Origin of the sequence: Paenibacillus sp. 23TSA30-6, from assembly GCF_014858585.1 — a bacterium.
Lineage (GTDB): Bacteria > Bacillota > Bacilli > Paenibacillales > Paenibacillaceae > Paenibacillus.
On sequence record NZ_SLTL01000012.1, the window covers coordinates 149627 to 168556 of the forward strand.

Annotated in this window: 17 protein-coding genes and 1 pseudogene; 1 reads left to right on the forward strand and 17 read right to left on the reverse strand. The window is 47.4% G+C overall.

Features of this window, described 5'->3' with window-relative positions:
• Positions 1 to 287: 287 nt before the first annotated feature.
• The 15 genes from era to E0698_RS13615 all read right to left on the reverse strand — a co-directional run bounded on the left by era (position 288) and on the right by E0698_RS13615 (position 15256).
• On the reverse strand, positions 288 to 1190 hold the full coding sequence (gene era / locus E0698_RS13545; protein WP_192511896.1) for a GTPase Era: 903 nt from the start codon (positions 1188 to 1190) through the stop codon (positions 288 to 290).
• 92 nt (positions 1191 to 1282) lie between these two features.
• A complete protein-coding gene (locus E0698_RS13550) occupies positions 1283 to 1657 on the reverse strand; it encodes a diacylglycerol kinase family protein (protein ID WP_192511897.1) in 375 nt (124 codons plus the stop codon).
• Positions 1657 to 2154: an rRNA maturation RNase YbeY gene (gene ybeY / locus E0698_RS13555; protein ID WP_192511898.1), complete on the reverse strand. Its 498-nt coding sequence runs from the start codon at positions 2152 to 2154 to the stop codon at positions 1657 to 1659. The genes E0698_RS13550 and ybeY overlap by 1 nt, the downstream gene beginning before the upstream one ends.
• A gap of 54 nt (positions 2155 to 2208) precedes the next feature.
• Positions 2209 to 4455 (reverse strand): HD family phosphohydrolase, encoded by a 2247-nt coding sequence (locus E0698_RS13560; RefSeq protein WP_192511899.1) that lies wholly within the window; start codon positions 4453 to 4455, stop codon positions 2209 to 2211.
• A 90-nt stretch (positions 4456 to 4545) separates the two neighbouring features.
• Positions 4546 to 5517, reverse strand: a complete 972-nt coding sequence (locus E0698_RS13565) for a PhoH family protein (protein WP_134913443.1) — start codon at positions 5515 to 5517, stop codon at positions 4546 to 4548.
• Between the two features lie 6 nt (positions 5518 to 5523).
• The gene (gene yqfD / locus E0698_RS13570; protein ID WP_192511900.1) at positions 5524 to 6717 is read right to left on the reverse strand and encodes a sporulation protein YqfD; all 1194 of its coding nucleotides are present in this window, start codon (positions 6715 to 6717) and stop codon (positions 5524 to 5526) included.
• Positions 6714 to 7007, reverse strand: a complete 294-nt coding sequence (gene yqfC, locus E0698_RS13575; RefSeq protein ID WP_192511901.1) for a sporulation protein YqfC — start codon at positions 7005 to 7007, stop codon at positions 6714 to 6716. Before yqfC ends, yqfD begins: the two co-directional genes overlap by 4 nt.
• 382 nt (positions 7008 to 7389) lie before the next feature.
• Positions 7390 to 8799 carry an amino acid permease gene (locus E0698_RS13580; RefSeq protein WP_192511902.1) on the reverse strand — a complete coding sequence of 470 codons (1410 nt, stop codon included), beginning with the start codon at positions 8797 to 8799 and terminating at the stop codon, positions 7390 to 7392.
• A gap of 453 nt (positions 8800 to 9252) precedes the next feature.
• Positions 9253 to 9843 carry a hypothetical protein gene (locus E0698_RS13585; protein WP_192511903.1) on the reverse strand — a complete coding sequence of 197 codons (591 nt, stop codon included), beginning with the start codon at positions 9841 to 9843 and terminating at the stop codon, positions 9253 to 9255.
• Between the two features lie 44 nt (positions 9844 to 9887).
• The gene (gene floA, locus E0698_RS13590; RefSeq protein ID WP_192511904.1) at positions 9888 to 10889 is read right to left on the reverse strand and encodes a flotillin-like protein FloA; all 1002 of its coding nucleotides are present in this window, start codon (positions 10887 to 10889) and stop codon (positions 9888 to 9890) included.
• Between the two features lie 45 nt (positions 10890 to 10934).
• Positions 10935 to 12302 (reverse strand): NfeD family protein, encoded by a 1368-nt coding sequence (locus E0698_RS13595; protein ID WP_192511905.1) that lies wholly within the window; start codon positions 12300 to 12302, stop codon positions 10935 to 10937.
• Positions 12303 to 12581: 279 nt separating this feature from the next.
• On the reverse strand, positions 12582 to 13025 hold the full coding sequence (locus E0698_RS13600; protein ID WP_013311146.1) for a GatB/YqeY domain-containing protein: 444 nt from the start codon (positions 13023 to 13025) through the stop codon (positions 12582 to 12584).
• A gap of 16 nt (positions 13026 to 13041) precedes the next feature.
• Positions 13042 to 13215, reverse strand: coding sequence for a 30S ribosomal protein S21 (rpsU, locus tag E0698_RS13605; protein WP_005547957.1), 174 nt, complete (start codon positions 13213 to 13215; stop codon positions 13042 to 13044).
• Positions 13216 to 13384: 169 nt separating this feature from the next.
• Positions 13385 to 13744: a histidine triad nucleotide-binding protein gene (locus tag E0698_RS13610; RefSeq protein ID WP_134913438.1), complete on the reverse strand. Its 360-nt coding sequence runs from the start codon at positions 13742 to 13744 to the stop codon at positions 13385 to 13387.
• Between the two features lie 162 nt (positions 13745 to 13906).
• Entirely contained in the window at positions 13907 to 15256 is a 1350-nt protein-coding gene (locus E0698_RS13615) for an aminotransferase class I/II-fold pyridoxal phosphate-dependent enzyme (RefSeq protein WP_192511906.1), read from the reverse strand.
• A 226-nt stretch (positions 15257 to 15482) separates the two neighbouring features.
• On the opposite strand from E0698_RS13615, the gene E0698_RS13620 reads away from it, so the two are divergent.
• Complete coding sequence (locus tag E0698_RS13620) at positions 15483 to 16430, forward strand: DMT family transporter (RefSeq protein ID WP_149093280.1); 948 nt, start codon at positions 15483 to 15485, stop codon at positions 16428 to 16430.
• 273 nt (positions 16431 to 16703) lie between these two features.
• Here E0698_RS13620 and E0698_RS13625 read toward each other — a convergent pair whose 3' ends face one another.
• On the reverse strand, positions 16704 to 17102 hold the full coding sequence (locus E0698_RS13625) for a hypothetical protein (RefSeq protein WP_149093279.1): 399 nt from the start codon (positions 17100 to 17102) through the stop codon (positions 16704 to 16706).
• A gap of 264 nt (positions 17103 to 17366) precedes the next feature.
• A pseudogene (locus tag E0698_RS27480) lies at positions 17367 to 18854 on the reverse strand (SbcC/MukB-like Walker B domain-containing protein); the annotation flags it as partial.
• Positions 18855 to 18930 lie beyond the last annotated feature (76 nt).

The window sequence follows — 18930 nt, forward strand, 5'->3', positions numbered from 1 at the left end:
CTTCGCTCCGCTTCAGCTTGCATACAGTTACACAGCCTTTTTAAAAGCACTCCTTATTTCATGGCCGAAAATGAGGGTATGGGAAGAGCAAGAGTTAAGCGCCGCAAAGACGCGACGCTTAGAATTACCCAAGACAAAGAAACTTTACTTCCTGCCTGTGGTAGTGAATGGGTAGTCGGAACGGCTTTTATGGTGCTTAATGACCAAGCATATAGTTCTAACTAATTTAACGCTCAATTTTAAGATCCCTTTTAGGGGACAAAAGGTTGTGAAAAATAACATGTTTTTCAAGCGTCGCGGTGGAAGCCGAGGTCACGCAGTACACGATCCTGGTTACGCCAGTCTTTTTTGACCTTTACCCACAGCTCCAGGAAAATTTTGGAACCCAGCAGGTTTTGGATATCTATGCGTGCCTGTTTGCCCACTTCCTTGAGCATAGCTCCCTGCTTACCGATAATAATTCCCTTCTGGGAATCCCGCTCTACAAAAATGACTGCCATAATATGCACTACACCATTATCCTGCACTTTCATGTCTTCAATCATAACTGCAATAGAATGTGGTACTTCCTCACGCGTCATATGCAAAATCTTTTCCCGTACCAGCTCGGCAATAACGAACTGCTCAGGATGGTCGGTAATTTGGTCATCCGGGTAATATTGTGGACCTTCAGGCAAGTATTTCTGTACCTGCTCCAGCAGACGGTTCACATTGTTGCCCATTTTAGCCGAGATCGGCACGATTTCCGCAAAGTCGTACAGCTTGCGGTATTGCTCAATCAGGGGCAGCAACGCTTCGGGCTCAATACGGTCAATTTTATTCAAAACCAGAATAACTGGCGTTTTTACCTGTTTTAGCTGTTCGGCAATAAAACGATCGCCTCCGCCTAATCCTTCAGAGGCATCAATAAGAAAAAGTACAGCCTCAACTTCGCCCAACGTATTAAAGGCTGTCTGATTCATGTAGTCGCCCAGTTTAGACTGGCGCTTATGAATGCCCGGTGTGTCCAAAAATACAATTTGCGTGTCCTCTGTAGTGAATACCCCATGTATTTTGTTACGTGTGGTTTGGGGCTTGTCTGACATGATGGCGATTTTCTGGCCGATGACATGGTTCATCAGAGTTGATTTTCCTACATTGGGTCTGCCGACAATCGCAACAAAGCCTGATTTAAAGTGTTTCTTAGCCATTTCGTTTCCTCCAGCACTATTAAGCGCCTATTTTTTTGTTTTTTGGGTTAGGTCTTTTCTATAGTATATGATTACAAAAATGTGTTTTTCCATTAAAAAAGCTGACTAATCAAGGTCAACAACGGCCTGTAAAACACAAATATACCAATAATTACAGCAAAAACCGCTGCCAGGAGCACAGCTCCGGCGGCGGTGTCTTTAGCCGCTTTGGCCAGCGGATGGATATCAGGCGAGATTAAATCTATCGCCGCTTCAACAGCAGTATTGATCAGCTCGGCTACAATCACCATGGCAATAGCCACAGAAACAAATAACCAATCGAGCCGGGAGATGCGCAGGCTTAAGCCTGCTGCGATGACGAGAAACGCCATGACCACATGTATCCGCATATTTATTTGCGTACGCAGTGCGTACATCACGCCTTCTGCGGCATAACGAAAGGTCATTCTCCAAGACTGACGTCTCATTACCGTGTCAACCCCACTTGAGCCAGTACCGCCTCTTGCTTGCCCATCATTTCAGCTTCACTGGCTTCATCCTGATGATCATAGCCCAGCAAATGCAGAAAGCCGTGAACAAACAAAAATCCGATTTCACGCTCAATGGAATGACCGTACTCCTCACTTTGAGCCTGAGCTGTCTGCACGGAAATAATAATATCCCCCAGCACATCCGGCACATCGTCCAGCGGTCCTTCGTTATCCAGCTCATAGATGATTTCAAGCTCTTCATCCAGTGTTTCCTTCATGGCAAATGACAGCACATCGGTTGGACGATCGATTCCGCGATAATCCCTGTTCAGTTCATGGATTTGCTCGTCATTCACGAAAGTGAGGGCAACCTCACCGTCCGTCACCCCTTCCACCTTGCCTGCTTCCTCCAATAGAGTGTTCAGCAAACCAATCAAGGATTCATGGATTACCATATCGTTTTGTTCATTATTCCAAGCTAATTGAAGGCTCATGCCAACCGCTCCTTTTAATTCTAATGCTCCAGCCGCACTTCATGCACAAGCCTATTATGCTTTCCCGTTCTCAGGCTTTGGTCTTTCTTCGGGATATTCAATCCGGGAATGGAAAGTTCCCATCACGGTTTCTTTAAGAGTTTGAGCCACAATATCAAGCTCCCGCATCGTTAGCTCACAATCGTTGAACTGGTGATCATCCAGACGACTTTTGATAATTTTTTCAATCATCGACTCCACCTGATCCACCGTCGGCTTCCGCAGGGAACGAACTGCTGCTTCCACACTATCAGCAATCCCGACTACAGCAGCCTCCTTGGACTGGGCTTTTGGCCCAGGATAACGAAAATCATCCTCGGTAAAATCAGGCTCTACGCCCTGCTCCTCCGCCTCACGTAGCGCCTTGTGATAAAAATAGTGCAAAAATGTCGTTCCGTGATGCTGCTCGGCAATATCACGAATCGGCTTTGGCAGCTTGTAATCCAATTGCATTTCCACACCGTCACGGGCATGGGCAATAATGATGGACTTACTCAGCTTTGGCTCTATTGTATCATGCGGATTGTCCATGCCATTCTGATTTTCAATGAAGTACGAAGGGCGCTTTGTTTTACCAATGTCATGATAATACGAACCAACCCTGCACAACAAGCCGTTAGCGCCTATAGCTTCCGCCGCAGCCTCTGACAGATTACCTACCATTACGCTATGGTGATACGTACCCGGTGTCTCCGTAAGCAGCTTGCGCAGTAGCGGATGATTCGGGTTAGACAGCTCAACCAGTTTCAGCGCTGACAAAATGCCAAAGGTAGACTCAAAAAATGGCATAAGCCCAATCACAAGTATCGCTGTAATTAAACCACCCGCAAAAGCAAAAGCTACCGCATAGAGCGTCGTTGTTTGAGTCCAGTTGCTCTGGTCGATCAGCGCCAGAGTAAAGACGGACATAGAGCCGAACAGGCATACCATAATCGCTCCCTTGAACAGCGTGGAACGCTGACTGGCTCGATGCGTTGAGAAAATCGCCGCAAGACAAACTACAAGGGCAAAAAAGCCAAAGTTAAAATCAAAAATTTGTCCTTGCCGGACATTCAAAATGACACTTGCCAATATACTGAATATAACGGCACAAACGAACGCCAGCGACATATCGAGCAACAGCGTTACGAGCATGGCTCCAAGCGCGATAGGCGCAAGATAGCCGAGATAAGACCGCTCACTGTCCTGCAATATGGCGGTTAACATCATTGCGCCCACCGTGATTACAAAAATCAGTACTAGCATGAGCAATTGTGCATTGTTATACTTGAAACGGCGCGTTCGTGATTGGAACTGGCGAATATACATAAACAGACCCAAGGCCAGCATCGCAGACAGCATCAACAGGCCAAATTGCGGCCAATAGTTGATCTTGTCCTTTAGCAGCTCGTTCTCATCCAGTAAGGTATAAATTTCCTGGGTAATAATCTCGCCTTTCTTGACGAGCACTTCACCCTGTTTGATATAGACTGTTGGTGTATCTTCACGAGCCTGTACCCTGGCATCCTTCGTAGCTGTATCATCATAAAACTTGTTGGCCGTAATCACAAGCCTTGCAAGCTCCTGAACAACTTCACGGGAGGTGCGCTTGGTAAGCGTACTCGTACTGACCCGCTCGGCCACTTTGGCCCGGGCTGTTTGTGCATCCGTAATCTGATCGTTCATCAATCCGGTCACGATTTCACGCGCTACCGGCCGCATCTCGGCAACATCCTCGGACGTGAGACGCGGAATTTTGATAAAGGTTTCCTCCGGAATCCGATATGTTTGCTCTTTTGTTTTTTGCAGTACTTCATCCAACAGCTTTTCCGGGTAAGCATCCGCGTTACGGCTATTGTTTACAAAATTTTGCACAAATTCCCGCGCACGCTGAGGAATTTCATCCTTGTAAATGGAAATTTTATCGGATCTGGAAACCTGATCGTCCTGATTGAGCCGTTCAATTCGGTCCAGAATACCCGTAATCAGGTTATCGTTGCGAATCGGTACAATCGTATACATGGGCTGTACCCGTTCAGCAGACTCTTCCTGAGCCTTTAACGTCGCTTTGCTATTGGGGAGCTGCATGGGAGCCACAATTTCCTTTTCACTCGGCTGGTTTACCCGAATGTCATAGCGCTCGGGAAGCAGCTTGGACGCAAAACCTACGTAAAAAAGAACCACTAAAAATAAAAACAGAAGATAGCGTGTCGCCACGCTATACTTCCATCCACTCATTCTATGCTGGAACGTTTTGCCCTTAGACAATTCCTTCGAGGTCATCTAAAACAATCCCTCTCCATCATCTTTTTCAAGACAGCTACGCTGCTTATTTTCATACTTCTGATAGCTCCACATTCGTGATATGAAGGCTTATCCCTGATTTTCGGCAACCTGGTCGTAAGCCACGATGATTTTCTGAACCAGAGAATGACGGACAACATCCTCTTGTGCAAAATGTACGAAGCCTATTTCCTCAATTCCCTGTAAAATCGTATTCGCTTCAATCAGACCGGATTTTTTGCCACGAGGCAAATCAATTTGCGTAACATCACCGGTGATGACCATTTTGGAGCCAAAGCCCAGTCGGGTCAAAAACATTTTCATTTGCTCCGGCGTGGTGTTTTGCGCTTCATCCAAAATAATGAACGAATCGTCCAGCGTCCGTCCCCGCATGTAGGCCAGCGGCGCAATTTCAATCAACCCGCGCTCCAGTGCCTTTGCTGTCTGCTCCGGTCCCATAACATCGTACAACGCGTCATACAACGGGCGCAGATACGGATCAACCTTTTCCTGCAAATCCCCTGGCAAAAAGCCCAGATTCTCGCCTGCTTCCACCGCAGGACGGGTCAATACAATTCGCTTGACCGAGCCTTCCTTCAGGGCAGCTACCGCCAGCACCACAGCCAAATACGTTTTACCTGTACCCGCCGGGCCAATTCCAAATACGATATCACGTTTTTTTATCGTGGTTACATAGTGCTTTTGTCCAATCGTTTTGACACGAATCGGCTTGCCACGGAAGGTGGTCGTGATTTCTCCCTTGAACAGATCGAGCAATTGATCGGCACGTAAATCTTTTGCCAATTCAATCGCATAATGGACGTCTCTTTCGGTCAGGATATATCCATTACGAATTAACTGGAGCAGTACATCGAACAATTGTTCGAGCACTTCCACCTCATGGGCGTTGCCAAAAATATTGATTTCCGCCTCACGGGAATCCATTTTTGCGGGAACAGCCGCTTCAATCAATTTTAAAAAGGAATCCTGCGGGCCGAACAGCGCCTGTCCTTCTCCCGCATTGTTCAATGCAATTTGTATGCTGCGTTGTTGTTCTGCCAAATAGCCTCATTCTCCTTGGTTATGAACTAGTGGAAGTTCTTCCGCAATATTCTGTTCCACTTCAAAAAGCACTTTCATATAAACTTTACCATTCTCTCTCTTCTCATGCAAAATTTTTTGGCTCATTATTTTCGTTCCTTTGCCATATTTGGCTAAAATATCGGCTCGTGCCCCTTCTATTCCCCTATTTTGGGCTTCTGCTTCCGTAAGCTTATCCTCATGTATCTTTGTCTCCCTTACGCTTTCGGTCATCCAACCGACGGGAAGACGGAAGGAGCGCCACGTCAGCGGGTCATGCTCAACTGTGGTTTTATGCGCAGAATAAGGGATTTTTCCATATCCCCATAACTGCACTGCGTGGTTGCCCAACACCAGATACAAGCGGTCGTGACTGTTTCCAGTATATGTGCTGCTGCGTCGCACCGTGGGACTACTAATTTCGTACTCATGCCATACGAGGCCCTTAATCTCCCCCTTGGCTACGACCAGCTGCTGATTTTCCTCATCCCCGAGCGTTCCCGAGATAAGTATGGCTCCTTTTTTGACACGTGTATTTTTATGCACAACAGGACGACCCTGCTCGGCAAAAATTTCAGTGACTACCGCGTCTGCGTTGCTGATGAGGTGACGTGGACTGTAGAGCGGCGGAGGGGTAGGCTGTGAGGCTTCAACGACCTGAATCGTCACTGAGGTGCCCTGCTTCTCCACACCGATCCAGGATGCCTCAGGGAGCTTCTGCATGAGCGCACGCGAAAGCTTGTCCTGACTGGAAACACGGAAGCTCCATTGAAACGGATACAGCCCCTCCTGACGGGCAGCTTTGAGTACAACTTCCGTTGAGAGCTTGTCATTCCCCTTTACTTCAACGTCCCAGATGAGCGAGGACATCAGGAACAGGCCTACCCAGAATACAGCCAGTCCAACCAGAAAAAATTTACGTTTGGCCAGCCGCGCAGCGATAAAGGGAATCCCTTGGCGCTTTAAAATATGCATTTTGCAGCCTGTCCTTCTCAGAAGCGGACGCAGCAGGAAGACGTGCGGCAGCAGAAGGTTCATTTCTGCATGTCTTGTACCCATCGGCCGCACGTTCCAAACAGGTATATGATGCTCCGTGAGCAGATTAATGAACGCTTCCACGCTCTCGCCCTTGACGGCAAGGGTAACCGTGCCACGCAGCTTAGTTAAAGCAGGATGTTTCATGGGCCTTCCTCCGTTCCTTCCAATTGGATATCCGTAATGTGTCCTTCCACACTTACCTGCTCAGGCACAATAGACGTAATGACAAGCCCATGCCCCGTCACCCGCAACCTGCCTTGCGCCAGCGCAAGTACTAGCCGATCCGGCGTGAAGTCCACGACGCCCCGGTGATTCTCCACATAAAGCTGGCGGCTGCCAATGAGAGTTAACCGCGGCAGGTCAAATAGAATGTCCTGCGGAAGTTCCAGCGTCTCACTGGCCCACTTTCGCAGTTTGCGGCTCATCCGGCTCATACGAGGGAATCTCCTTTCCTGTCATAAAAACAATTGTTATCCAACGGCTAATAATTGTTTTTATGGCAGCTACGCTGCTGATTTTCGTCTCCTGTTATTACCATCCGGTGGATCACAGTCATTTTCATGGCAGCTACGATGCTTTTTTAACCAATGCCGATGCCGCTTAGATATGGGCGTCATTACACCAGCGCCACAGATATCTGTACTGTATACTTTATGATCCAGCCGCCATATTTATGAAACGAAACTAACAATTCATCGTAGCCCTGATTTTGCATAGCAAGAGTCTGGATACTTGCACAATGCAAAATGAAAAAGACAACCCCGATTCAAGCATCGAAACGAGATTGTCTTTTCCTGATTTTATAGAGTCATTCTGTTATTTTTCGGAATCATGATTCAAAAGAGAGTTTTTTCTGGAATATAGAAAATAAACGGCCAGACCTATAACGAGCCAAATCAGAAAACGGATAAACGTTTGGCTATGTAAATTCAGGATGAGCGCCCCACACGAAATAATAGCCAAAATCGGAATATACGGAACACCCGGACATCGGAAGGCTCTGGGCAGATCCGGCTGTGTTCTTCGCATCACAATCACAGCGACAGAAATCAGTATAAAGGCTGAAAGGGTGCCGATGTTCACCAAACTCGCCAATTCATCCAGTGAAATCAACCCGCCCATTAATGCAGATAATGTACCAAAAAACAATGTGTTAATATACGGAGTTTTGTATTTAGGATGAACCTTGGACAAGACTTTTGGTACCAGACCATCACGTGACATGGCAAACATAATACGGGTTTGGCCATAAAGCATGACCAGCATAACTGTGGTCATCCCTAAAATGGCCCCCACATCCACAATCCCCGCAACCCAGTTCTGACCTGCAACCTGCAAGACAAGTGACACCGGATGGGAAATACCTTCAAACTGCATAAACGGGACAATCCCTGTCATAATCCCGCTGACAATGACGTATAGAAGCGTACATATAATCAGTGAAAAAATAATGCCGCGCGGTAAATCACGAGCCGGATTTTTGGTTTCTTCTGCGGCAGACGAAACAGCATCAAAGCCGATAAAAGCAAAGAATACCAGCGCTGCGGCTCCAAGCACTCCACTGAACCCAAATGGCATAAAAGGTGTCCAGTTATCCGGTTTTACATATTGAAAAGCAACGAAAATAAATAATAAAATCACAGCAATTTTTACAATAACCATAATGTTGTTCATACGTTTCGATTCTTTGATTCCAAAGTAGAGCAAGAAGGTAATCCCCATCAAAATCAAAAAAGCAGGAAGATTAAAATAGGTGGCTTGATCTTTTAAAGCGCCTGGTGCCGCAGTGAATTCAAGGGGGATATGGATACCAAGTCCATTCAAAAATGATACAAAATAACCCGACCAGCCTGCGGAAACTGCACTTGCAGCAAGCATATATTCCAAAATCAAATCCCATCCGATAATAAAAGCCAGAAGTTCTCCCATCGTTGCATATGTAAAAGTATAAACAGATCCGGATACCGGAACGGTGGATGCAAACTCTGCATAAGCCAGTGCTGCAAATAGACAGGCAAGCCCCGCAACCACAAAAGAAATAATCAAACCCGGACCAGCCGTAACCGCTCCCGTGCCAGTCAACACAAAAATCCCCGTTCCGATAATAGCTCCAATGCCAAGCATCGTTAAATCAAAGGCACCAAGCTCTTTTTTAAGTGCTTTTTCACCCCGCGTTGCAGCAAGTAGCTGATCAATGCTCTTTTTTCTGAATAAGCTATTATTCATCCATCCCATCTCCCTAGACATGTAATATATACTTTTATACCTGGGTCACCTCACCTCGAAATTACGTTTATTTTCTCTAAATTTGGAGTAAATTTTCAGAAACACTATCTTTGATAACATTATATATAAAAACGAAAAAATGAAAACTGTTTTCGGAAAGTTCCATTCATTTTCTTACATTTGATCATTTTGCCTCTGTATTTTTTTCGAAAGTTCAGTATTAAACTAGACACAATGGCAGATTTTTTGCTTACAAATGACGTAAGAAAACCTTGCTACTACTGGGTTTATGACATCTTATGTAAGTTCATAAGGGTATTTTCTGCTAAACTGATTTCTATTCTGGACTGGCCTATGTATTAGCAAAAAAATAGTCCGCCACCAGCTAAAGCCAGGGCGGACTAAACCATTCATGCAAACTGCTCAAATAGAACGATAACAGCTCTTGTCTTTTTAACGTCTTCCTCCACCCATATAACGCTTGGAACGCGGAGGACCCAGTATTTCTGCCCAGATCACGCCTCTGCGCAGGTCAGCCGCAGTTACTGTACTACGCTCCTGCGAAGCTCCCTCTGAGGCATCTGTAATCTCTCCCGACTCCCTCGCATTGGATATGCGGTCGAGACGTGCCAAAACCGATCTACGCTCTTCTTCCATGGCCCGGATTCGATCCTCCAGAGTAGAACCGTTATCCAGGGAATCCCGATTCGTCTGTTGCTCTGTTTCCGTCCAATCATTCATTTGTTCTTCCATACGCCGAGCTTCCATAACTACACGCCGTTCATCAGGAAACTGACGCTGCAATTCTCCAGCAGTATCTTGCCTTTGCGGCTGACGTTGCTCCTGTCTGTGTTCCGTAGAGAAAGGTCCGGAGGGTGATGAAGGACCGCGAGAGCCGTGGTCGCCACCAAACGTAGGCATACCCTTTCCCGGCGGCGCTTTTCTCTCTGTGCTTTTCATGCTTTTGCCCAAAAAAGACACCAACGCAAAGCCGATCACAATCAGGATATACAAATGCTCAAAAATCCAGCTCATAAAGTTCATAACTCACCGCCTTGCTGCCGTAATTCATCGGCTATATCCCGTTGTTAGTCCCGGTTTTTGTTGTCATTTCCCGAGTTTTCATTTGGTTTGCCCAAGGAGCCGCGCATTTGCGTATCTGCCTCAATATTTTTCAAATTCATATAGTCCATAACGCCAAGTTTTCCGCCACGCAGCGCCTCAGCCATCGCCAGCGGCACTTCGGATTCGGATTCCACAACGCGCGCTCTCATCTCTACGACACGCGCCTTCATTTCCTGCTCCTGCGCCACGGCCATTGCACGGCGTTCTTCCGCTTTCGCCTGCGCAATCCGTTTATCGGCTTCCGCCTGCTCGGTTTGCAGGAAGGCACCAATATTCTTGCCTACATCAATGTCCGCAATATCGATGGACAAGATTTCAAACGCCGTTCCGGCATCCAGACCTTTGGACAGCACCGTTTTCGAAATGGAATCCGGGTTCTCCAGCACATCCTTATGCGAATTACTGGAGCCGACAGTCGTAACGATACCTTCACCGACCCGCGCAATAATCGTTTCTTCTCCGGCACCCCCGACGAGTCGATCAATGTTGGCACGCACTGTAACACGAGCCTTAACCTTTACTTCGATACCATCCTTGGCTACCGCAGCGACAGTAGGTGTCTCGATGACACGCGGATTAACGCTCATTTGGACCGCTTGCAGAACATCCCGACCCGCAAGATCAATCGCAGCAGCGCGTTCAAATTCAAGCGGAATGTTGGCACGCTGCGCAGCAATCAGCGCATTGATCACTCGGTCTACATTACCACCCGCCAGAAAATGACTTTCCAGTTGGTTGATATTTAAGCCCAGACCAGCCTTGGTTGCCTTAATCAGCGGATTCACAATCCGGCTTGGCGTTACACGACGTAACCGCATAGCTACCAGTGTAATGATACTAATCCGCACCCCTGACGCCAACGCTGAAATCCACAGCATCACCGGGAAAAAACTGAAAAATACGCTTAACACAATAATCACTACAACGGCAATCAGCAAAACGCTGACAATACCCGATTCGAACACTCACATCATCCTCCATTAATCTAATTCTTCGTTTGTTTTCGCGTTTTAGACGCTGGTGTCCGCCTTGACCACAATGCGTCCACCTTCTACTTTGGATACGATAATGGGCATATCCGTAGCGATAAACTCGCCGTTCGTCACGACGTCCACACGTTCGTCAGCGATAAGCACGGTTCCTGCTGGACGAAGCGGTGTCAGACTCACACCTCTTTGTCCCAATAGCAATTCCCGATTCACTACCGAAGAAAAGCCCTGGTCAGCCGTCAAGCTTTCTTTAAGTATAAAACGGTTCCATATTCCCCGATCCTTGAAAGCAATCCCTATGATCGCCACCACAGCAACGGCAGCAGCAAAGGCTATACCCAATGATATAAAAGCATGCTGCATGTTGTAGGCCGCGCGAACAACTCCGGCGACAAGACTGATGGAACCCAAAATACCCAAAATACCAAAGCTTGGAATGAACATTTCAAGTATAAGCAAAGCCAGACCGATGATAAACAACAGCCACGTCTCGGAGCCTGCAAAGCCAGCAATATAATTGCCGAAAAAGTACAATCCAAATCCGAGCACGCCTAAAATTCCCGGCACTCCAAAGCCCGGTACGATTAGTTCAATGACAACCCCCGCGATACCGATAAATAAAAGCAATGTCTGCACAATCGGGTTGGTCAATATCTCGGCTGCTTTTTCAGCCCATGTCCGCTCCACATGAAATACATCATCCGTGCTATAACCCATCCATTGAATAACTTCTTGTTCTGAAGAGGCAATGTGATCCGCATAACCCAGCTTAAGCGCTTCCTCACTGGTTAAAGAAATGATCTGACCTTTTTCTTTATTAAAGTTCAGCTCCGGTATAGCTACAGCAATTTTGGAGTCTACCATACCTCTCGCAATATCCGGGTTACGTCCGCCGGATTCTGCGGCAGATGCCATGCTGCTCTTCCACCAAGCCACTGTTTTCGGGTCAGTGATAGCCTGCCCACTGCCGTCTACCAGCGCTGCTGCTCCAATAATGCTGCCCGGCTTCATGACAATTTTGTCTGCGCTTAACGCAATATAGCTTCCCGCAGAGGCCGCTTCGCCTCTTACATAGGCAACCGTCGGAATCGTGCTGTCTTTAATCAGCTTGCCCAGCTTTTCCGCTGTGTCTACCCGTCCGCCTGGCGTATTAATATCCAGCACAATGAGGCCCGCTTTGGACTCCGCCGCTTCTGCAAAGCCGCGTTCCATAAAGCTGCCCAGTCCCTGTTCAATTTCCTGATCCACCGGTATAACGAACACAGCACCGCCTTTCACAGCGGCCGCCGCTGATCCCGAATGGAATAATGGCAACAGCAAAACGGATATCATGATCCACATGGTCCAAAAGATCATTTTGCGGCTGGAGTGGTGATGTTCTCTATGCATTACTCTCCCCCCTTTCGATCTTTCTATGTTACAGCATATCAAATTTTGTCAGGTAAACCATACAATTTTCAGGATTTATTGTGAAATTCTTGAGTATGCTTCTATCCTGATGGCTGTCATGTACTTTACGCACCCGATGGACATCACGTTTCAAATGATTATAGATAACGCTTACAAAAAAAGTTCTCCTTATACTATCAGCCTATGACAAACGAGGCAGATACAGAAATAACACCCTCTGTAAACAGAGGGTGTTGCGCTTTCCTGTTTGTCGCAGGTTTATTGCAGAAATTGCTGAACCGCTTGGTTCACGAGCTTACCGTCAGCGCGGCCTTTTACCTTAGGCATCAAGGCCGTCATTACTTTCCCCATCTCGGCTTTCGAAGAAGCACCGGTTTCCTGGATGGTCTGCTGTACAATAACTTTAATTTCTTCTTCAGAAAGTTGTTCGGGAAGGTACTGAGCGATGATCTCTATTTCTGCTTTAGTGCTTGTCGCAAGTTCATCACGACCGGCTTTTTCAAATTCATGGAGGGCATCTTTTCGCTGTTTGATCTCACGACTCAGAATATCAAGCACTTCGTTGTCGTCCAAATCCCGTTTCAAATCTATTTCAAGATTTTTAATCGTAGAACGAACCATTCGAATGGTGGAGAGTTTGAACTTGTCCTTACTCTTCATTGCTTGCTTCATATCTTCGTTCAATCGTTCGCTCAAATTCATGATTGCTTAGATCCTCCTAGAACTTTCTCTTACGAGCAGCCTCGGACTTTTTCTTGCGCTTTACGCTTGGCTTTTCATAATGCTTGCGTTTCTTCACCTCAGCCAATACGCCATCCTTAGCAATGGAACGTTTAAAGCGACGAAGTGCAGCATCAATTGTCTCGTTTTTGCGAACTTTAGTTTCAGACACCAGTTTTCCCTCCCTCCGACCAGACCGTCCAAGAGCAATAACACGGTTCATCAAATTTTATTATAGGTGAAACGGAAACCGGGTGTCAACCTATAAGAAAAAATGAATAAATAATGGATACATATTTCTCCATTCACGCCGTATTACTGAAAGACAAGCACTGTCATTTTTAAGAATGTGAGTCCGAAATACCCGTCAAGGCACCCAATGGGGCACCGCCCAACAGATGATAATGTAGATGTCCAACCGCTTGCCCGCTATCCGGACCGCAGTTGTTAATCAACCGGTAACCCGATTCAGCAACACCCAGTTTTTTCGCCACCTCAACCGCAACACGATGAATCTCCGCAATCAAAGGCAGATCCTCCTCTGTCACAGCATTCATTGAAGGAATATATTTCTTCGGAATAATGAGCACGTGTACTGGCGCCGCAGGCTGGATGTCATGAAATGCGAGCACATTGTCGGTTTCCAGCACTTTTTTGCTGGGGATGGTTCCATCCACAATTTTCAAAAACAGATCGTCCATTCAAAACCCTCCTTTGGCAGTGAGCCGATCATCAGGTTCGAAAGTGTAGAACCCATGCTCTCGGCATTCAAAGTTATGTATTTCCCCACAACCGAATTGAACATATACAGTTATGGTTTGTTATACCTATGTTTCTATATGTATCATAACGGAAAAAGGGGCTTAATACCAGTTCCCTCTCCCCGCTTCCTCTATAATAGCTTTTACCCCTTCATCAATTTGATCCGGCTGGGCACGCGAAATACTGATGCGTAAAAACTTTTCGTGTTCCTTATAATCGGATAAATAAAATCCTTTACCGGATAACACCAGCACCTTCCTCACGGCAAGACGCTGTACCAAACGCTCCATATTCACCGTCCGGGGTAGCTTCAACTGCATATACACTCCCGAGCTTACAGCCGACACTTCAATCACGCCGTCCTGATTATATCGCTCTACTGCCTGGTTTAAAATGCGAATGCGTTCCGCATACAGGCTGCATATCGTGTGCTTGTGGCGTTCATACATTCCATTTTTAATATAAATATCGAGTGCGGCCTGAGATAAAATGGAGGTATCGACGTATCTTTTGTATGCGCTGAACGTCTTTAACAGGATTTCCGGCAAAACCACCACGCCTAAGCGCAAGCCTGGGAAAATGATTTTCGAGAAGCTTTTTAAATAAATAACATGGTCTGTCTGATCGTACGCATATATAGGATCAAACAGGTGGTCGATCCCCAAATCAGCCATGTAATCATCCTCCACGATGAACACATCGTATTTGGCAGCTAATGCGGCTATAGCCTTGCGTTCCTCTGTGTTGTATGAGGTCCCCAGGGGATTATGATATCTTGACATGGTATAAAAAAACTTGATGCTACCGTTCTTAAATTGATGCTCCAATTCCTGCAAATCCATACCTGCCGCTGTTCTGGCGATAGTGCTGACGGGTATACTCTCTCCCTCCAGAAAACGCAAATAAATATCGTAGCTCGGCTGCTCCACCAAAACCGTCTTTTTGCCGTTTGGAAACGGCATTTTTGCAAGGATTTCCAGTGCCTGCTGAACACCAGAAGTGACGATAATCCGCTCCATTTTGGCAAATACCTGATTATCGGCCAAGTGAGAAACAAGCGTATGACGCAATGTCTCCAGTCCTTGAGAATCTCCGTAGGTGAACAGATGATATTTGTACGTATCAATGGCCTGATTCAGACAGTGCTGAAAGTCCAGATACGGAAATACGTTTAAATCCGGGGAGGCCGAAGCAAAATCAATCGAGGCCTGAATATGGCTACGGCTATGACGCAAATCTCCGGAGTTCTCCACCACATAATATCCGCTTTGCGGAATGGAATAGATGGCGTGCTTCTTTTCAAGCTCGGCATATGCCCGCAAAATCGTGCTTTTGCTGCACTGGTACAATTCTGAAGCATCCCGGATAGAAGGCAGCTTTTGACCCGAGCTGTATTGCCCCTCACAGATTTTAAGCTCTATATCCAATAGAATCGAAATATATTTTTTCACAATGATCCTCCTGCCTGCTTATTTCACTTTCTATTTCTGCTACTTCTTTATACGGTTGATGTTAACATGCTTTATATGTAAGCAGAATGCCCCAATTTATAAAATTGTACCGATACAGTTACGATAATTTGATATCCCGCAGGCTCGTCCATTGTTGTACCTTTAGTTCATCGGAGGGGACGTTCGCAAACATGGTCCCGAAGGATGAAAGAGAGGTAGGCAACTTATGGACACCCAAACCAAAGGATTAAAACTGGCTTATTTCTTTGCGGTGCTGAATGCTGCAATTATTGGATTTTCGTTTTTATTTACTAAAATGGCGTTAGTGCATGCTCATCCCATCGATACGCTGACCTATCGATTTGCAGCTTCTTTTATAGTCCTGTCCATTCCGGTGGCCTTGGGGTGGATCAAGCTGTCTTATCGGGGCAAACCCTTATTTAAAGCACTGCTGCTGGCTCTAATGTACCCATTGGGTTTTTTCACCCTACAAGCATTTGGATTACAGCACGCAACTTCCGCCGAGGGAGGTATTATGTATGCCTTCACACCCGTTGTAACAATGATCATTGCTTCCCTATTTTTAAAAGAAACAACGACCCTTTTACAGAAGCTGTCGATCTTTTTATCTGTTTTCGGCGTTGTGTTCATCTTTATCATGAAAGGAAGCAGCTTTAACTTGTCCAATTTGGGCGGGCTCTCCATGCTTTTCCTGACGTGTGTAGCGTTTGCCGGATACAGCGTTTTGGCACGCTCTCTTTCGAAGCATTTTAGTCCGGCGGAAATCAGTTATTTTATGATGGGTATCGGATTTATTACATTTCTGACCATATCGCTCACTAACCATATTCAAAATGGGACACTGGGCACATTTGTAGCCTTGTCCAGCAACGGTACCTTCGTACTGTCCATTATATATCTTGGCGTGGTGGCCTCGCTTATCACTTCACTGACTGCAAATTATGCTTTGTCGAAAATAGAGGCGTCAAAAATGAGCGTATTTACCAATCTGTCGACCATCGTGTCTATCGCAGCCGGGGCTTTGTTTATTGGAGAAAAGATAACAGTGTATCATCTGATTGGCTCACTACTGATTATAGCCGGGGTGATCGGAACCAATTATTTGGGCCGGAAAAAGACAGTACCGCTTCGTGCAGACACGCTTAAGACGTAATCACTCTTAGAGAAGTGAGCTGGAAAAGAATGATTGTCGAGATAGCAGAGAGCATGTTATGAGGTAGATCGCATGTTGAGATTAGATTTGGAATGGCATAGGTAAAAAAAAGAGGCTGTTTCTTCTCACCGGAAGAAGCAGCCTTAAGTATGTCATGATGTATGAATGCTTCAGTAAGCCGCTTGTGCTATAGCTGCACATCTAAGAAAGTGACTATGGATGGTTAGAAGAGGACTGAGAGGATACACACTAGGGCGATTAAAGAAATGGGGTTTAATAATAAGGCAGTAGGCTGATCGCGGTCAGCGCAGCAAGCGGCAGAATCAGACGGTTAAAGCGCCGACGTCTATAAGGGAATCCATATCCATATCCATATCCATAGCCTGGTACCGGAGCAGGGTACGGATATGGTGGGTAGGATGCAAAGCCGCCATAAGCACGGGAACCACAGCCGCAATTGTTAGGCGGATAAGGGAGATTTACGTTCTCCGCTTCGCCCATTGGAACTGCCAAATATATTTTTTCATCATCCACATGCTCCACAATTCCGTCATACATCGTTCCATCCTTCACCCATACGCATACGTAGCGGTGCATATGCTGTTGACATAGCGTTTTGGCATCCGTTTTTTCCGGTGCTATTCCTTTTACGTTCGTCAGGCTTTTTTCCATGGTTGTTTCCTCCTAGGCTCTTGCATGTATACCGTATGTTATTCAAAAATGGGCTATGTGTTACATCAAATTGGGCGAATTCCGGCTTGCAAACAAAAAAAGAAGCACCCCGGAGGCTCTTGGCAGAGCCCCTCTGAACGGACGTATGACGGGAAGTTTCCTTCCGCAGCATACGTCCGCCGGGGTGCTGTATGATTAACTTGTCGGCTTAACTGTATTATAACAATACTTTGAAACTGTATCTGTGATCTGTATCACGTCGCTTCAAAATGTTTCCATAACCACGCGGGAGCCGCCTCCGGCCTGCTCTGCGGGAAGAACGACCAGCTTACGCGGCAGACGAGCCCGTAGCTCGGGTACATGGCTGATCACGCCGACTGACAGTTGATCGTGATGCAGTTTTTCCAGCGAGGTGATGACGGTGTCCAGCAGTTCAGGGTCCAACGTTCCAAAGCCTTCATCCAGAAAGAAAAATTGCAGCGGGTATTGGCCGCGCAATTGAATCTGGGCCGACAGCGCGAGCGCAAGCGACAAGGAGGTCAGGAACGTCTCGCCACCGGACAAGGTCGATACCGGACGCTTGACTCCGCCGTTGGCATCGTCACTAATGACAAAGCCACCGCTGGAGTCTACCTCTAGCGCATAACGCTGCTTGGTCAGAAAACGTAAACGGCGTGAGGCCGACTGACTGACCTGCATTAGCTGTTCCTCGGCAATGTATTCGACGAAGGCGTTGCCCCGGAAAACGGACTGGAGCTTGGACATCTTTTCTGCCTCGCTGCGCAAATGAGCGCGATTGGACTCCAGCTCCATCCAGCGGACATGCCGATGCTGCAAATCCTCCAAATCACGCTCAGCCTTGGCACGATTCTGGAGTGCCTCTTCGTCGCGTGCACGGCAATCACGCAGCTGCGCGGCGGCCGATTCCCACTGTTCCTCGGTCACTGTTGCTCCATCCAGCTGTTCTTCCACATGTTTTAAACGGGAGGACAGCTCTTTTTCACGTTCCCGATGCAGGCTCACTTCACGTTCATAACGTGCCAATTCATCGGGTCCGAGACAGCATTCCACGACCTCTGCTTCCGTAGCAAAGAGGGAGGCTTCCAAACGACTACTCCAGCGGGACTCCGATACCTGCCGTCTTTCTTCTGCCGAATCGGATGCCTGCCGGGCAATCAGCGAAGCATGAACGGCTTGCTGCTTGCGTTCCTCCGCTTCAGCGCGGCGGCGTGCGGCGGTCTCGGCTCCGTTTTTCAGCCCCAGAAGACGCGAGTTTGCTTCTTCCAGCAAGGAAGACGCATGGCCTTCTCCAACCCACTGCCGGAGGCGATCCATTTTTTCACGCAGCGAATCATCTTTGTTTTGGAGTCCGGTACGGCGGGCGATGATAACTTTGTCTTCCTCGATGATGTTCTGCTGAATCTGCTGAACACGTGCCGCCTTCTCTTCGAGGAAAGTCACGCTCGTCTCCAGCCGGGACCGCAGCTCTTCCGCGCGCGCGTCGCGCTCCTGCATGGCGCGGTAGCGCTCCGCGGCTTCGCCCGGAGCGACGTCCGGCAGCTGCGCCGCCCATTCGGCGCGCAATGCCCCGCTGCGCGTGGTGCACGCCTCGCGCTTGCTCCGCGCATGCGTTAGCGCTGCAACAGCCGCCTCTTGCTCGGCGGCTGCGCGAATACGCCGCTGCTGTCCGGCGGCGTCCGCCTCGCGTAACGCGTGCGCCTCTGCAGGCAGCGCACGCGCACGGGCGGCAATACTCATCCATCAGCTCGCCATATTGCTCTAGATGACGCTCTGCTTCCTCACCCTTATGGGCAATTTCGGCCTCCAG

What these genes read in the sequence shown, in the direction of transcription:
- E0698_RS13550 (WP_192511897.1), bottom strand. Translation starts at nt 1,657, where the DNA reads ATGAGACGTCAGTCTTGGAGAATGACCTTTCGTTATGCCGCAGAAGGC.
- E0698_RS13595 (WP_192511905.1), bottom strand. Translation starts at nt 12,302, where the DNA reads ATGCATAGAGAACATCACCACTCCAGCCGCAAAATGATCTTTTGGACC.
- E0698_RS13600 (WP_013311146.1), bottom strand. Translation starts at nt 13,025, where the DNA reads ATGAATTTGAGCGAACGATTGAACGAAGATATGAAGCAAGCAATGAAG.
- ybeY (WP_192511898.1), bottom strand. Translation starts at nt 2,154, where the DNA reads ATGAGCCTTCAATTAGCTTGGAATAATGAACAAAACGATATGGTAATC.
- yqfC (WP_192511901.1), bottom strand. Translation starts at nt 7,007, where the DNA reads ATGAGCCGGATGAGCCGCAAACTGCGAAAGTGGGCCAGTGAGACGCTG.
- E0698_RS13580 (WP_192511902.1), bottom strand. Translation starts at nt 8,799, where the DNA reads ATGAATAATAGCTTATTCAGAAAAAAGAGCATTGATCAGCTACTTGCT.
- E0698_RS13585 (WP_192511903.1), bottom strand. Translation starts at nt 9,843, where the DNA reads ATGAACTTTATGAGCTGGATTTTTGAGCATTTGTATATCCTGATTGTG.
- E0698_RS13610 (WP_134913438.1), bottom strand. Translation starts at nt 13,744, where the DNA reads ATGGACGATCTGTTTTTGAAAATTGTGGATGGAACCATCCCCAGCAAA.
- E0698_RS13620 (WP_149093280.1), top strand. Translation starts at nt 15,483, where the DNA reads ATGGACACCCAAACCAAAGGATTAAAACTGGCTTATTTCTTTGCGGTG.
- era (WP_192511896.1), bottom strand. Translation starts at nt 1,190, where the DNA reads ATGGCTAAGAAACACTTTAAATCAGGCTTTGTTGCGATTGTCGGCAGA.
- E0698_RS13625 (WP_149093279.1), bottom strand. Translation starts at nt 17,102, where the DNA reads ATGGAAAAAAGCCTGACGAACGTAAAAGGAATAGCACCGGAAAAAACG.
- yqfD (WP_192511900.1), bottom strand. Translation starts at nt 6,717, where the DNA reads ATGAAACATCCTGCTTTAACTAAGCTGCGTGGCACGGTTACCCTTGCC.
- E0698_RS13560 (WP_192511899.1), bottom strand. Translation starts at nt 4,455, where the DNA reads ATGACCTCGAAGGAATTGTCTAAGGGCAAAACGTTCCAGCATAGAATG.